The 14777-nt window shown below is 40.9% G+C and carries 14 protein-coding genes; 11 read left to right on the plus strand and 3 right to left on the minus strand.

The features are described from left to right. The first annotated feature begins 22 nt into the window (after positions 1 to 22). From msbA to tcdA, 6 genes are read left to right on the plus strand one after another with little or no spacing between them, the layout of a single operon-like run. On the plus strand, positions 23 to 1768 hold the full coding sequence (gene msbA, locus CWB76_RS05620) for a lipid A export permease/ATP-binding protein MsbA (RefSeq protein WP_138606081.1): 1746 nt from the start codon (positions 23 to 25) through the stop codon (positions 1766 to 1768). Beyond that, complete coding sequence (lpxK, locus tag CWB76_RS05625) at positions 1765 to 2745, plus strand: tetraacyldisaccharide 4'-kinase (RefSeq protein ID WP_138606083.1); 981 nt, start codon at positions 1765 to 1767, stop codon at positions 2743 to 2745. The genes msbA and lpxK overlap by 4 nt, the downstream gene beginning before the upstream one ends. Next, positions 2735 to 2932 carry a Trm112 family protein gene (locus CWB76_RS05630; protein WP_138606085.1) on the plus strand — a complete coding sequence of 66 codons (198 nt, stop codon included), beginning with the start codon at positions 2735 to 2737 and terminating at the stop codon, positions 2930 to 2932. The genes lpxK and CWB76_RS05630 overlap by 11 nt, the downstream gene beginning before the upstream one ends. Next, positions 2920 to 3681, plus strand: a complete 762-nt coding sequence (gene kdsB / locus CWB76_RS05635) for a 3-deoxy-manno-octulosonate cytidylyltransferase (protein WP_138606087.1) — start codon at positions 2920 to 2922, stop codon at positions 3679 to 3681. The genes CWB76_RS05630 and kdsB overlap by 13 nt, the downstream gene beginning before the upstream one ends. Continuing rightward, entirely contained in the window at positions 3678 to 4358 is a 681-nt protein-coding gene (locus tag CWB76_RS05640; protein ID WP_138606089.1) for a TIGR01621 family pseudouridine synthase, read from the plus strand. The genes kdsB and CWB76_RS05640 overlap by 4 nt, the downstream gene beginning before the upstream one ends. Further along, positions 4359 to 5156 carry a tRNA cyclic N6-threonylcarbamoyladenosine(37) synthase TcdA gene (gene tcdA, locus CWB76_RS05645; RefSeq protein ID WP_138606091.1) on the plus strand — a complete coding sequence of 266 codons (798 nt, stop codon included), beginning with the start codon at positions 4359 to 4361 and terminating at the stop codon, positions 5154 to 5156. 35 nt (positions 5157 to 5191) lie between these two features. Here the strand turns inward: tcdA and CWB76_RS05650 are convergent, their stop codons facing one another. The 3 genes from CWB76_RS05650 to CWB76_RS05660 all read right to left on the minus strand — a co-directional run bounded on the left by CWB76_RS05650 (position 5192) and on the right by CWB76_RS05660 (position 8248). Continuing rightward, positions 5192 to 5608 carry a SufE family protein gene (locus CWB76_RS05650; protein WP_138606093.1) on the minus strand — a complete coding sequence of 139 codons (417 nt, stop codon included), beginning with the start codon at positions 5606 to 5608 and terminating at the stop codon, positions 5192 to 5194. A gap of 12 nt (positions 5609 to 5620) precedes the next feature. Beyond that, positions 5621 to 6847 (minus strand): aminotransferase class V-fold PLP-dependent enzyme, encoded by a 1227-nt coding sequence (locus CWB76_RS05655; RefSeq protein WP_138606095.1) that lies wholly within the window; start codon positions 6845 to 6847, stop codon positions 5621 to 5623. 114 nt (positions 6848 to 6961) lie between these two features. After that, on the minus strand, positions 6962 to 8248 hold the full coding sequence (locus tag CWB76_RS05660; RefSeq protein ID WP_138606097.1) for a citrate synthase: 1287 nt from the start codon (positions 8246 to 8248) through the stop codon (positions 6962 to 6964). Positions 8249 to 8654: 406 nt separating this feature from the next. Between CWB76_RS05660 and sdhC the strand changes: the two genes are divergently transcribed. From sdhC to sucA, 5 genes are all read left to right on the plus strand, one after another. Then, on the plus strand, positions 8655 to 9032 hold the full coding sequence (gene sdhC / locus CWB76_RS05665) for a succinate dehydrogenase, cytochrome b556 subunit (RefSeq protein ID WP_138606099.1): 378 nt from the start codon (positions 8655 to 8657) through the stop codon (positions 9030 to 9032). Further along, positions 9023 to 9370, plus strand: a complete 348-nt coding sequence (gene sdhD / locus CWB76_RS05670; protein WP_055012091.1) for a succinate dehydrogenase, hydrophobic membrane anchor protein — start codon at positions 9023 to 9025, stop codon at positions 9368 to 9370. The genes sdhC and sdhD overlap by 10 nt, the downstream gene beginning before the upstream one ends. Beyond that, a complete protein-coding gene (gene sdhA / locus CWB76_RS05675; RefSeq protein ID WP_008112088.1) occupies positions 9371 to 11143 on the plus strand; it encodes a succinate dehydrogenase flavoprotein subunit in 1773 nt (590 codons plus the stop codon). Positions 11144 to 11153: 10 nt separating this feature from the next. Continuing rightward, positions 11154 to 11870: a succinate dehydrogenase iron-sulfur subunit gene (locus CWB76_RS05680; RefSeq protein WP_010390121.1), complete on the plus strand. Its 717-nt coding sequence runs from the start codon at positions 11154 to 11156 to the stop codon at positions 11868 to 11870. Positions 11871 to 11957: 87 nt separating this feature from the next. Then, positions 11958 to 14777 (plus strand): 2-oxoglutarate dehydrogenase E1 component, encoded by a 2820-nt coding sequence (sucA, locus tag CWB76_RS05685; RefSeq protein WP_054200999.1) that lies wholly within the window; start codon positions 11958 to 11960, stop codon positions 14775 to 14777.

Raw genomic sequence — 14777 nt, forward strand, 5'->3', positions numbered from 1 at the left:
GTTACTGGTTTTAGAGAGTGTTATGGAACAAAGTACTACACAAATATATAAACGGCTTGTTTCTTACGTTGGCGCTTATAAGTCGATTGCCATCGTCGCGATTATAGGAATGATAGGTTATTCAGGTATGGATGCATTATTCATTCAACTGATGAAGCCGTTTATCGATGAAGGTTTAAACGAGCGTAACAGCCAGGTACTTACTTATGCGCCATTTGTGGTTATTGCGCTGGTTATCGGGCGTGGCGTATTTAACTTTATGTCATCTTACTGTTTAAGCTATGTAGGCTCACAAGTCGTGAGGGCGCTGCGCCAAGAATTGTTTGAACACATTTTACATTTACCGGTGTCCTTTCACGATAAAAACTCAACCGGCGATTTGATTTCTAAAATTACCTTTGACACCGAGCAAGTTCAACAAGCAATCACCAAAGCACTGCTTATTGTTGTGCGTGAAGGCGCTTTTGTGGTGTTTTTACTCGCTGTGATGTTTTATACCAGTTGGCAGTTGTCGTTAATCTTTTTAGTTATTATCCCGCTTGTGGCTACCATAGTAGCTGTGGTGTCTAAACGCTTTCGTCATATCTCGAAAAATATTCAGTCAGCGATGGGACAAGTTACCCGTAGTTCAGAGCAAATGCTCAGTGGTCACAAAGTGATCCATGGCTTTGGTGGGCAAACACAAGAAATTGATCAATTTTCTAAAATTAATAATCATAACCGCCAACAACGTATCAAGATGGATGCGACTAAAGCGCTAAGTGTCTCTATTATTCAAATTTTGGCTGCCAGTGCTATGGCTGTTATTTTATGGGTTGTGTCGATGCCCTCTATGATAGACAGCATTAGCTCTGGGGATTTTGTCGTACTCATCTCATCGATGATGATGCTACTGCGCCCATTAAAGCAACTTGCCAATGTAAACAGTGACTTACAGCGAGGTATTTCAGCTGCTCAGAGTGTTTTTTTAGTGTTAGATGAAGAAATTGAAAAAGACACGGGTACCTTTTCGGTTGATAAGGTAAAAGGGCATATTGAGGTGAAAAATGTGACCTTTAAATACCCAACCAAGGATGAAGCCGTGCTTAACGATTTATCACTGAACATAAAAGCCGGTGAGAGTATTGCGCTTGTTGGCCGCTCTGGCTCGGGTAAATCGACTATTTCTAACTTGTTACCCCGATATTATGACTTAGAAGCGCCAAGCGAAATTTTACTAGATGGTGTTGCACTTAACGAATACAAGCTTACTGATCTTCGTCGTCAATTTGCGTTAGTGTCGCAACAAGTGGTGCTATTTAATGACACTATTGCCAATAATATTTGTTATGGCCTACAGCGCGAAATCTCTATCGAAGAGCTTCATGACGTTGCAAAACAAGCTCATGTGTGGGAGTTTGTAAAAGACTTACCAGAGCAACTTAATACTATGGTTGGCGAGAACGGGGTAATGCTTTCAGGCGGTCAACGTCAACGAATTGCGATTGCTCGTGCTATTTTAAAAGATGCACCTATTTTAATTTTAGATGAAGCAACCTCGGCTTTGGATACTGAATCTGAAAAGCTTATCCAACATGCTCTTGATACATTAATGAAAGATAAAACCTCTATTGTTATCGCTCATAGGCTATCGACTATTGAAAATAGTGACCGTATCTATGTAATTGATAACGGTAAAGTGATAGAAAGTGGCACGCATACTCAATTACTGGCTAACGATGGTACCTACTCAGCTCTTTGTAAAATGCAGTTTGGTGAGCAGGGGTGAGTAAAATAGAGCAAAGCTGGTACAAACCTTTTAGCTTAATTACCTTATTGTTATTACCACTGTCCGCTATTTTTGGCTGTGTTGCTCTAGTGCGCAAATACTGCTACGAAGTGGGTGTTTTTAAGCCATTTGTTAGTAATACTCCAGTAATTGTTGTTGGCAATATAAGTGTTGGCGGCAATGGTAAGACTCCATTTGTATTGTGGCTACATGATTACTTAACCGCTCAAGGCTTATCTGTTGGTTTAATTAGTCGCGGCTATGGCGGGCAAGCAGCTCAATACCCATTATTAGTGACTGCAAATACGACGACTTTAGAAGCAGGGGATGAACCGGTACTTTTATTTAACCGTTTACAATGTCCGTTAGTTGTGGGGCCAAATAGACAGCAGAATATAGAAATGCTCAATCATCAGTTTCAGCTTGATGTAATCATTTCTGATGATGGCATGCAACACTACAAAATGGCACGCAGTATTGAATGTTGTATTGTTGATAGCGAAAGAAAATTTGGTAATGGTTTTTTAATGCCAGCAGGACCACTTCGTGAAACCACCTCTCGTTTAAACAGTGTTGATTTAGTCATTGAAAATGGTTCTGAACATGAATTTAGCTATCGCTTGCAGCCATCAATTATTAAACGTGTTGCTGATAATACTGAGATAAAAACGACTATAAAAACAGCGCATGCTGTAAGTGCAATCGGTAACCCTCAGCGCTTTGAAGCATCATTAAAAGCACAAGGTATAGCGTTGTTATCAACACATCATTTTCGCGACCATTATGCTTATACCGCCAATGACTTTGCTCAATTTGGTGAGGATTGTATATTAATGACAGAAAAAGATGCGGTTAAGTGCCGTGACTTTGCCAAGCCAAATTGGTATTACCTGCCGGTTGACGCTCAACCAACTGCAGCAGTAATAAACACATTAAATTTATTATTAAAAGAAAAAGGGATCCACCATGGCCTTTGATACAAAATTACTCGAAATTATTGCTTGTCCTGTGTGTAAAGGTAAGTTGCGCTTTGATAAACAAAACCAAGAGCTGATCAGTACAGCAGCAAAGCTAGCTTACCCGGTACGTGATGATATTCCGGTGCTACTTGAAAATGAAGCTCGTGAATTGACTCTTGAAGAGGTAGAAAAGTGGAATTCGTAGTTGTTATCCCTGCGCGTTACGCTTCTACTCGTTTGCCAGGTAAACCACTCGCTGATATTTGTGGCAAACCAATGATACAGCATGTGTATGAAAAAGCCTGTTTGTCAGGAGCTAACAAGGTGGTTATTGCCACCGATCATCAAAAAGTGTTTGATGCTGCTAAACGTTTTACTAGCAATGTTTTGATGACACGTGAAGATCATCAATCAGGCACAGAGCGCTTAGCCGAGGTGGTTGATTTACTTAATTTAGCCGATGACACTATCGTGGTGAATGTACAAGGTGATGAACCTTTGTTATCCCCTGATAACGTATCGCAAGTGGCGACATTATTAGCGCAATCAACGGCACCAATGGCAACCTTAAGTGTTGCTATTGAAGAGCGTGATGAAGTGTTTAATCCTAATGCGGTTAAAGTGGTCAGTGACATTAATAAAAATGCCTTGTATTTTTCAAGAGCGAGCATTCCTTTTGATAGAAGTGCCATGATGGACGAGCAGCAACCACTGAATTTAGCGCCTTTCCAACGCCACGTAGGTATTTATGCTTACCGTGCAGGATTTATAAAGCAATATATTGAATTAAGCGTTTCACCATTAGAAATACTTGAATCGTTAGAGCAGTTACGCGTGCTATACCATGGTTATGCAATTAAAATAGAGCAAGCATTAGTTACCCCTCATGCAGGAGTCGACACACCAGAAGATTTAGCTAAAGTGGTTGCCCATATTCAAAGTAAAAGCGTGTGAATACAGCACAAACGCCTATATTAAAAGTGCAATATACGCATGATGATTTTTACATCATAAATAAACCGCAAGGGCTTAATTTTCATTCTGAAGAAGGCCCCGGTTTTGTGGTACTAGCTGAGCAACAGTTAAACGAAAAATTATTTGCGGTACACCGTTTAGATAAGGTCACCTCTGGATTGATTATACTCGCGCGAAGCAAAGCGGCAGCAGCAGAATTTACGCAATTATTTACTCAGCATGCGATTAATAAGTTTTATCTAGCGGTTGGTGATACCAAGCCTAAAAAAAAGCAAGGCTGGGTTAAAGGTGATATGGCTAAGTCTCGCCGTGGCACGTATAAATTATTAAACTCACAGAGTAACCCCGCTATTACACGTTTTTATTCGTTTAGCTTTAAAAGCGGTTTTAGAGCTTACCTATTAAAACCCTATTCGGGTAAAACTCATCAACTCAGAGTTGCTTTAAAGAGTTTGGGTGCCCCCATAATAGGTGATGCGAGTTATTCTGGGAGCCCTGCAGAGCGCACCTATTTACATGCATTTGCGCTGGATTTTTTATGGAAAGGGCAAAAAATACAACATACCCTGTTGCCACAATCTGGTAAAGAGTATGCGCAATTGATTAAACATCAAGATTTTGATTCTTGGCAAACGCCGTGGAAATTGGATTGGTAAATGAGTGAACAAGTAACTGATATCCGCTTTGGTGGTATTAAACGACTATATGGTCAACAGCAATTTGAGTGGTTACAGCAAGCACATTTTTGTGTTGTAGGTATTGGTGGTGTAGGCAGTTGGACTGCTGAAGCACTAGCGCGTACCGGCGTGGGTAAAATCACCTTAATTGATTTAGACGATATTTGTGCAACCAATGTAAATCGTCAAATTCATGCCTTAACAGGCACAATAGGGGAAGCTAAAGTTGAGGCGATGAAAGCTCGCTGCGAGCTTATCAACCCTGAGTGTGTAGTGAATGTGATTGATGACTTTATTACCCTTGATAATATTCAACAGCATATTCAAGGTTTTGATTATGTAATAGATTGTATAGATGCGGTAAAAGAAAAAGCAGCATTAATCGCACACTGTAAGCGTAATAAAATGCCTATAATCACCACGGGCGGCGCAGGTGGGCAAACCGATCCTAGTCAAATTACTTTTGGTGATGTGGCAAAAACGACTCAAGATCCATTGCTTGCAAAAGTGCGTTATATTTTGCGTAAGCAGTATAATTTTAGTTCTAATCCAAAACGTAAATTTAATATTGACTGTGTATATTCAACAGAGCAGCTTGTTTATCCAGGTAACGACGGCAGTGTGTGTCATGCGAAACAAAATGCAGATGGCAGTATGAATATGGACTGTAATAATGGCTTTGGCTCAGTGACGATGATCACTGGAAGTTTTGGCTTCTTTGTTGCCGCTAAAGCAGTGAGAAAATATTTAGATAAGCGTGTACGTTTAAATATTTAACTACAGGCTGCTTATCATACTGTTATAAAAAGCGCTTAACGCGCTTTTTGTTTAGCTAAGATTTGTATTTTTTCAACCATGGCTTTTACCCCATTGCCGCGAGAAGCGCTTAAGTGGCTAATTAAGCCAAGCTTTTCAAATTCTTCATAGGCATTAATGTTTAATACCTCTTCTGGTGTTAAACCGTTATACAGAGCTAAAATTAACGCCAATAAGCCTTTTACTATGCGCGTATCAGAATCACCAATCACAACTAATGCATTTTCTGTCAAATCAAATTCAACAAACATCCACACTTTACTTTCACAACCTTGCACAAGCGCATCGTCGGTTTTTAATATATCGGCTAATGGCGGGAGTGTTTTACCAAGCAACATAATTTCACGGTATTTCTGTTGCCAGCTTGCACTGTTTTCAATGTTTTTACTTACCAGTTGGTATGTGTGAGTCATTATTTATCCAAATTAGTCTAATAAAGAGATGCATTCTTTAAGCGCAGTAATAAATTGGTCTACATCTTTAGTCGTATTATAAAATGCAAAACTCGCTCTGAGTGAGCCATTTAGTTTCAAATGGGCCATTAATGGCTGCGTACAATGATGACCACTTCGCACTGCAACACCATAGCCGTCAAGTAAAGTTGCCAGATCGTACGGATGTTCATTTTTATAATTAAAGCACAATGTACCAATGTTCGATTTTAGGTCGCTATAAATACTAATACCGTCTATTTGATTCAGTGCGTTCGCTGCATAAATAAACAACTGTTGTTCATATTGTTTTAATGTTTGCTGATCAAGTGCCATTAAATAGTCAAGCGCCGTACCAAAGCCTAAAACACCGGCTATATTTGGCGTCCCTGCTTCAAATTTAGCGGGAGCGTCACGATAAGTGCTTTGCGTTAGGGTCACTTTTTCAATCATTTCACCACCTGTTTGGTAAGGTGATAATGCATTAAGTGCGCTGTAGCGGCCATATAAACCGCCTAACCCGGTTGGCCCCAACATTTTGTGAGCTGAAAACACGTAAAAATCACAATTAAGCGCTGTCAAATTAGGTCTTAAATGTAGAGCGCTTTGTGCGCCATCGACTAAAGTTAGCGTATCTACAGCCTTCGCAGCAGTTATCAGCGGGGTTAAATCGGTAATATTGCCCAACGCATTAGAGGCGTGAGTGATTGCAAGAAGTGCAGGTTTGGTGTGTTTAATCACGTCACAGCACTGGTTGATATCAAAAGTGGCATTGTCATTAAGTGGCAACGCTTTTAACGTTGCACCAGTGTATGCCGCGAGTTCTTGCCACGGCACAATATTCGCGTGATGCTCGATTGGGCTAATTAAAATGGTGTCGTTAGTTGTTAATGTATTTCTTAGGCCATGTGCAACTAAGTTAATCGCCTCAGTAGCACCTTTAGTCCAGACAATTTCATTACCGCTTACCTGAAAATAATCAGCAACGCGTTGACGTACTAGCTCATAAGCCGTTGTAGCTTGCTCACTAAGGGTGTGACGGCCGCGATGAACATTTGCATTCTGATAGGTGTAAAACTTGTTAGTAGCGTCAATCACGCATTGTGGCTTTTGCGTTGTTGCAGCCGAGTCTAAATAAACCAAAGGGTAGCCATTGATTGTCTGATTTAGAGTAGGGAAATCATTACGGATTGTTTTAGGATCAAACAAGGACACAGACATAGGCTCATAAAGTTAATCAATTCGGGCAGGAATTGTAATCGGTTTAAGATAATTCTCAAGTAACATGTAATAAAAAAGGCCGCAATAGCGGCCTTTTAAAGCTAACTTTACAGCTTAGCGCTTGTCAGTTGCTTTGTAATCACGGGCTGTTTCACCTGTGTAAAGCTGACGTGGGCGGCTGATCTTGTGGCCAGGTTGAGAAAGCATCTCATCCCAGTGTGAGATCCAACCTACAGTACGTGCCATTGCAAAAATTACAGTGAACATACTTGTAGGAATACCAATCGCTTTTAAGATAATACCTGAGTAAAAATCTACGTTAGGGTAAAGTTTCTTCTCAACAAAGTACGGGTCTTCAAGTGCAATTTGCTCAAGCTTCATTGCGATATCAAGCAATGGATCTTGAATGTTTAGCTCTTCTAACACTTCATGACACGTTTGACGCATTACTGTTGCACGTGGATCGAAGTTTTTGTAAACACGGTGTCCAAAGCCCATAAGACGGAACGGGTCCGCTTTATCTTTTGCTTTTGCTACGTATTCGTCAATGCGATCAACTGAGCCAATTTCTTCTAACATGTTTAAACATGCTTCGTTAGCACCGCCGTGAGCAGGGCCCCAAAGTGATGCAATACCCGCAGCAATACATGCATAAGGGTTAGCACCAGAAGAACCAGCTAAACGTACTGTTGACGTTGAAGCATTTTGTTCGTGGTCAGCATGAAGCATGAAGATTTTATCCATTGCTTTAGCTGTTACTGGGTTTACTTTGTATTCTTCTGCAGGCACAGAGAACATCATGTGTAAGAAGTTTTCTGCATAGCTTAAATCATTGCGTGGGTATACAAACGGTTGACCGATGTTTGTTTTGTATGCCATTGCTGCAATTGTTGGTAACTTAGCAACTAATTTAATAGCGCTTGTTTTACGTTGAACTGCGTCTGTGATATCAAGATCTTCATGGTAAAAAGAAGATAAAGCACCAACCACACCACAAAGCATTGCCATTGGGTGAGCATCAAAGCGGAAACCTTGGAAGAAATTTGCTATTTTCTCATCTAGCATGGTGCTACGAGTGATTTTTGTAGCAAAATCATCGTACTGCTCTTTAGTTGGTAACTCACCATTTAATAGTAAGTAACATAACTCAATGTAGTTAGAGCTTTCTGCTAACTGCTCGATTGGGTAACCACGGTGTAGTAAAACACCTTTACCACCATCGATGTAAGTGATGGTAGATTCACAAGAACCAGTCGACATGAAACCTGGATCATAAGTAAAGTGACCATGTGAGCCGAGTGTACGTACATCAATTACATCTTGGCCAGCAGTACCTTGATAAATTGGAAGTTCGATTGGATCTAGCCCATCAATATGGACTGTGGCTTTCTTATCTGCCATCTATGTATCTCCTATTAAGATAACTATTCTGATTTTTATATTCTAAAATCTATTCTAAGCACATCTTTACATTTTAACGTGAAAGAGGGGGTTAAAGTCAATTTTTATAAGTATTATGCATATATGTATAATAAATATTCGGTATAGATTGAATATTATACCATTGGCTAATTCGCAAACGTCTCAAAGTAAACAAGAATTGTAAAAGAGCCTCTGGCTATATATACTAACGGAGGTTTTTAACCGATTTGTATTTGGGTAAACTTTTTTTTACATAATATTTTTCATAAAAAGTGAACTTTATTAGTATCAATACGTTTATTTTGATAGTTCCACCAGAAACATTTGGTGGGTTTTAGAAAAACAAGTAGATGAGCCCCACTGCGGGCAAGATGGGCAAGTAACTGTGAAAAAGCAAAGACCTGTAAATCTAGATCTAACAACTATATCTATGCCGGCAACGGCTAAAGCTTCAATTTTTCACCGCGTCACCGGTGTTGCATTATTTTTTGCTTTAACGTTTGTCATTTGGGCTTGGTCAGAGTCTCTTTCTTCAGCTGAAGGTTTTGAATTCGTCAAGGGTCTGTTTAACGGATTCATTGCCAAATTTATAGCTTGGGGCACCCTTTCTGTATTGGGTTATCACCTTATCGGTGGTATCCGTCACATCATTATGGATATGGGGCATTGGGAAGAACTTGAATCAGGCAACACTAGCGCTAAAATTGCAATGGCACTTGGCGTTGTGTTTTCTGTATTGGCAGGGGTGTGGATATGGTCTTAAATCAAGCAACTCTTAAACGTGATGGCGTACAAGATTTTGTATCTCTACGCACAACGGCATTAATAATCAGTGCATATGCAATTTTTATTATTGGCTATTTTTTAGCAATGCCAGAAGTCACATATGACGCCTGGACAGGCCTATTCTCTAACCTAGCAATGAAAGGGGCGACATTAATCACCCTAGTTTGCATTATGGTTCATACCCGTATCGGCCTTTGGCAGGTTCTAACCGACTATGTAAAGGGCGCTAAATTGCGTGCTTTCTTAGGCTTTGTACTAAACCTAATGGCTGTTGCTTACGTAGCTGTAGGTTTAATCGTTTTATGGGGTGTTTAAGTGAAATATTCTGTTCGTGAATTTGACGCCGTAGTAATTGGTGCCGGTGGTGCAGGTATGCGCGCTGCTCTTGCTATTACTGAATCTGGCAAAACATGTGCACTAATCTCTAAAGTTTTTCCGACACGCTCACACACTGTATCTGCCCAAGGTGGTATTACAGTAGCGTTAGGTAATTCGCATGAAGATAACTGGGAATGGCATATGTATGATACCGTCAAAGGTTCCGATTTTATCGGTGACCAAGACGCTATCGAATACATGTGTAATACAGGCCCAGAAGCTATTACTGAACTAGAAAACATGGGTCTACCATTTTCTCGTTTTGAAAATGGCCGTGTTTACCAACGTCCTTTCGGTGGTCAATCGAAAAACTTTGGTGGTGAACAAGCTGCACGTACCGCAGCAGCTGCTGACCGTACTGGTCACGCATTATTACATCTTCTATATCAACAAAACGTTAAAAACAAAACAAATGTATTTTCTGAATGGTATGCACTTGATTTAGTTAAAAACGATAATGGCGATGTAGTAGGTTGTACAGCGATTGAAATTGAAACAGGTGAAATCACTTTCTTCAAATCAAAAGCAGTTGTGTTAGCTACTGGTGGTGCAGGTCGTATTTTTGCATCAACAACTAATGCTCACATCAACACTGGTGACGGTGTTGGTATGGCGACTCGTGCTGGTATTTCTATGCAAGACATGGAAATGTGGCAGTTCCATCCGACAGGTATTGCAGGTGCTGGTACGCTAGTAACCGAAGGTTGTCGTGGTGAAGGTGGTTATCTTTTAAATAAAGATGGCGAACGCTTCATGGAGCGCTATGCACCAAATGCTAAAGATTTAGCATCTCGTGACGTTGTTGCTCGTTCAATGATGACAGAAATTCGTGAAGGTCGTGGTTGTGATGGTCCTTGGGGTCCTCACCTTAAGTTGAAACTTGACCACTTAGGCGAAGAAACGCTTAATTTACGTCTTCCAGGTGTATGCGATCTTGCTAAAACATTTGCTCACGTTGATCCTGCAAAAGAACCAATTCCAGTTATCCCAACATGTCACTACATGATGGGTGGTGTGCCAACTAACGTAAATGGTCAAGTACTTAATATCGATGCCGCTGGTAACGAAAAAGTAGTACAGGGTTTATTTGCTGTTGGTGAGATTGCATGTGTATCTGTTCACGGTGCTAACCGCTTAGGTGGTAACTCATTACTTGATTTAGTTGTATTTGGCCGTGCTGCTGGTAACTTCTTAGGTAAATACCTAAATGACGTTGAAATTTCTAAAGCGGCTTCTGAGTCTGATTTAGAAGCGTCTTTAGCTCGCTTTAACCGTTGGGAAAGCTCAACAGTTGGTCAAGGCGAAGACCCAGTACAAATCAAGAAAGACCTACAACAGTGTATGCAGCTTAACTTCTCGGTATTCCGTGAAGGTGACTCAATGGCAACTGGTCTTACTGAGCTTAAAGAAATTCGTGAACGCTTACAGCATGCACGTCTTGATGATAAATCATCAGACTTCAACACCATGCGTATTGAATGTTTAGAATTAGACAACTTAATGGAAACAGCTTACTCAACTGCAGTAGCTGCAAACTTCCGTACTGAAAGCCGTGGTGCACACTCTCGCTTTGACTTCCCAGATCGTGATGACGAAAACTGGTTATGTCACTCAGTATTTAATCCGGTAACGGATGAAATGAGCAAGCGTAAAGTAAACTACGAGCCCAAGCTACGTGAAGCATTCCCACCTAAAGCACGTACCTACTAGGAGCGAGACGATGGCACAAGTACAATTTTCAGTTTATCGTTATAATCCGGATGTTGACAACGCACCTCGTATGCAAGAATACACTTTGCAAACTGAGGAAGGCCAAGACATGATGGTATTGGATGCACTTTTATTATTAAAAGAGCAAGATCCTACACTATCATTCCGTCGTTCATGCCGTGAAGGCGTGTGTGGTTCAGACGGTGTAAACATGAATGGTAAGAACGGCTTAGCATGTATTACTCCTTTATCTACGCTACAAAAAAATGGCAAAGGTAAAATCGTAGTACGTCCATTACCGGGACTTCCTGTTGTTCGTGACCTTGTTATTGACATGAGTCAGTTCTACACTCAATACGAAAAAGTAAAACCGTATCTAATAAATGACGAGCCTGCTGCAGGCGAACGTCTTCAATCTATCGAAGAACGTGATAAATTAGATGGGCTTTATGAGTGTATTTTATGTGCATGTTGTTCTACATCGTGTCCTTCTTTCTGGTGGAATCCAGATAAGTTTATAGGTCCAGCAGGCCTTCTTCATGCTTACCGTTTCTTAGCTGATAGCCGAGATACTGCAACAGAAGAGCGTTTAGCTGACTTAGACGATGCATTCAGTGTGTTCCGTTGCCACAGTATCATGAACTGTGTTAGCGTTTGTCCTAAGGGTCTTAACCCGACTAAAGCAATTGGGCAAATAAAATCTATGTTATTAAACCGCTCGGTTTAATTTCAAGTAGACGAAAGATGGCTAATATTTTATTAGCCATCTTGTTATATAACTATTAATTTCTGCGCTAAAAAAAAGGGCTTATAAATGCACGAAGGTGTGATGAAGGCATGGCTAGAATCTTCACATTTAAACGGCGGTAACGTTGCTTATGTTGAAGAGCTTTATGAAGCGTATTTAGACGATGCGACTTCGGTGCCAGAAGAATGGCGAGAAGTGTTCGAACAATTACCAAAAGTAGATGGTGTGGATGTTGAAGTAAAACATTCAGAAGTTCGTTCACAATTTGCGGCGCTTGCTAAAAACAAGCATAGAGAAGTAGTGGTAGCAGAGGGCAGTGGCGGTGACCTTAAACAGGTTAAAGTTCTGCAACTTATTAATGCTTTCCGTTTTCGTGGACACCAAAATGCAAACCTAGATCCACTAGGTATTTGGCAACGCGAACGTGTACGAGATTTAGAGCTAGAGTACCACGACTTATCAAATGCTGACTTTGACCGCGAATTTAACGTAGGATCGTTTGCCGTAGGCCGCGATACTATGCCTTTAGGTGAGTTATACCAAGCACTAAAAACTACATATTGTGGTTCTATTGGCGCAGAGTATATGCACATCACATCAACAGAAGAAAAACGTTGGTTACAACAGCGTTTAGAGTCTGTTCAGTCTAGGCCACAATTCGATAAAAATGAAAAGCTACGCATCCTTAAAGGATTGACAGCGGCTGATGGTCTTGAAAAATATTTAGGGGCTAAGTTCCCGGGTGCTAAGCGTTTCTCACTTGAAGGTGGCGATGCGTTAGTGCCTATGCTTAAAGAGCTTATACACCGCGCGGGTGAAAGTGGCCAAAAAGAAGCCGTAATCGGCATGGCTCACCGCGGACGCTTGAACGTACTTGTGAATGTACTTGGTAAAAATCCATCAGAATTATTTGATGAATTTGCTGGTAAACACAAAGATACTTTAAGCTCTGGTGATGTTAAGTATCACATGGGTTACTCTTCAGATTTCGCGACCAAAGGTGGCAATGTGCACATGGCACTTGCGTTTAACCCATCGCACTTAGAAATCGTAAATCCTGTGGTTATGGGGTCTGTGCGCGCACGCCTTGATCGTCTAAACGACAAAACGGGCAGCAAAGCACTTCCTATTACTATTCACGGCGACTCTGCAATCGCAGGTCAGGGTGTAGTACAAGAAACGTTTAACTTATCACAAACTAATGCATTTAGTTGTGGTGGTAGCATTCGTATTGTTGTTAATAACCAAGTTGGTTTTACAACAAGCAAGCAAGACGATGTACGCTCTACTGATTACTGTACTGATATTGCAAAAATGGTTCAATCACCAATCTTCCATGTAAACTCTGATGATCCTGAAGCGGTTGCGTTTGTTACGCAATTAGCGCTTGATTTCAGAAACCAGTTTAAACGTGATGTTGTGATTGACCTTGTTTGTTATCGTCGCCATGGTCATAACGAAGCTGATGAGCCTAATGCTACACAGCCTGTTATGTACCAAAAAATTAAAAAACACCCAGTTCCTCGCTTAATCTATGCAGATCAGTTAATTTCGGAAGGTTCTTTCACAGAAAACGAAGTGAAAGCACTTGCTGATGATTATCGTAATGGCTTAGATGATGGCAACTGCGTAGTTGAAGAAATTCAACCAGAAACGTCACATTCTTCTGATTGGGCTAAATACGTTGGTCATGATTGGAATGTTGACTACGACGCGAGCGTTTCTGTAGAGAAACTCAAAGAGCTCGGTAACATTGTCGCAAGCTACCCTGAAGATCACAAAGCGCAATCTCGTGTTAAGAAAATATACGATGATCGTAAAGCTATGGCAGCTGGTGAAAAAGCACTTGATTGGGGTATGGCAGAAACTTTAGCGTATGCAACTATTGCAGCTGAGGGCACTGACATTCGCCTAACAGGTCAAGACTCTGGCCGTGGTACCTTCTTCCATCGCCATGCGGTTGTTCACGGTCAACAAGACGGTGCAACATACTTACCACTACAAAACATTAGTGAAGATCAAGGTACGTTTGAAGTATTTGATTCGGTGCTATCTGAAGAAGCGGTATTAGCGTTTGAATATGGTTATGCAACAGCAGAGCCGACCTCACTTGTTTTATGGGAAGCGCAATTTGGTGACTTCGCCAATGGTGCACAAGTTGTTTTTGACCAATTCTTAAGTTCAGGTGAGCAAAAGTGGGGTCGTTTATGTGGCCTGACATGTTTGCTACCACATGGTTATGAAGGCCAAGGCCCTGAGCATAGCTCTGCACGTCTTGAGCGCTTTTTACAGCTGTGTGCTGATCATAATATGCAAGTATGTGTACCATCTACACCGGCACAAGTTTATGCAATGCTTCGTCGTCAATCGGTTAGACCTCTTCGTCGCCCATTGATTGTTATGACGCCAAAATCATTGCTTCGTCACCCATTAGCTACATCATCGCTTGAAGAACTATCAGAGGGCGTATTCCACAATGTGATCGATGAAATTGATGATATTGATGCTAAGAAAGTAGAACGTGTTGTATTTTGTAGTGGTAAAGTTTACTACGAATTATTGCAAGAACGTCGTAAACTTGAGCAAGACAACATTGCTATTGTTCGTGTTGAACAGCTATACCCGTTCCCACATGACGAAATGAAGACGATTATTGAGCGTTATCAGCATGTTACTGATTTTGTATGGTGTCAGGAAGAGCCGCAAAACCAAGGTGCTTGGTATTGTTCTCAACATCACTTTATTGATGCAATTCCACAAGATGCAAAATTAAAATATGCTGGTCGTAAAGCTTCAGCATCACCTGCATGTGGTTATATGTCAGTACATACTAAAGAACAACAAGCGCTCGTTGCCGACGCGCTTACTATAGAAAAGAAAGGATAA

The sequence above is a fragment of the Pseudoalteromonas sp. S1609 genome, assembly GCF_005887255.1.
In the GTDB taxonomy this organism is placed as follows: Bacteria; Pseudomonadota; Gammaproteobacteria; order Enterobacterales; family Alteromonadaceae; genus Pseudoalteromonas.

What these genes read in the sequence shown, in the direction of transcription:
- msbA (WP_138606081.1), top strand. Translation starts at nt 23, where the DNA reads ATGGAACAAAGTACTACACAAATATATAAACGGCTTGTTTCTTACGTT.
- CWB76_RS05630 (WP_138606085.1), top strand. Translation starts at nt 2,735, where the DNA reads ATGGCCTTTGATACAAAATTACTCGAAATTATTGCTTGTCCTGTGTGT.
- tcdA (WP_138606091.1), top strand. Translation starts at nt 4,359, where the DNA reads ATGAGTGAACAAGTAACTGATATCCGCTTTGGTGGTATTAAACGACTA.
- CWB76_RS05650 (WP_138606093.1), bottom strand. Translation starts at nt 5,608, where the DNA reads ATGACTCACACATACCAACTGGTAAGTAAAAACATTGAAAACAGTGCA.
- CWB76_RS05655 (WP_138606095.1), bottom strand. Translation starts at nt 6,847, where the DNA reads ATGTCTGTGTCCTTGTTTGATCCTAAAACAATCCGTAATGATTTCCCT.
- CWB76_RS05660 (WP_138606097.1), bottom strand. Translation starts at nt 8,248, where the DNA reads ATGGCAGATAAGAAAGCCACAGTCCATATTGATGGGCTAGATCCAATC.
- sdhD (WP_055012091.1), top strand. Translation starts at nt 9,023, where the DNA reads ATGGTCTTAAATCAAGCAACTCTTAAACGTGATGGCGTACAAGATTTT.
- CWB76_RS05680 (WP_010390121.1), top strand. Translation starts at nt 11,154, where the DNA reads ATGGCACAAGTACAATTTTCAGTTTATCGTTATAATCCGGATGTTGAC.
- sucA (WP_054200999.1), top strand. Translation starts at nt 11,958, where the DNA reads ATGCACGAAGGTGTGATGAAGGCATGGCTAGAATCTTCACATTTAAAC.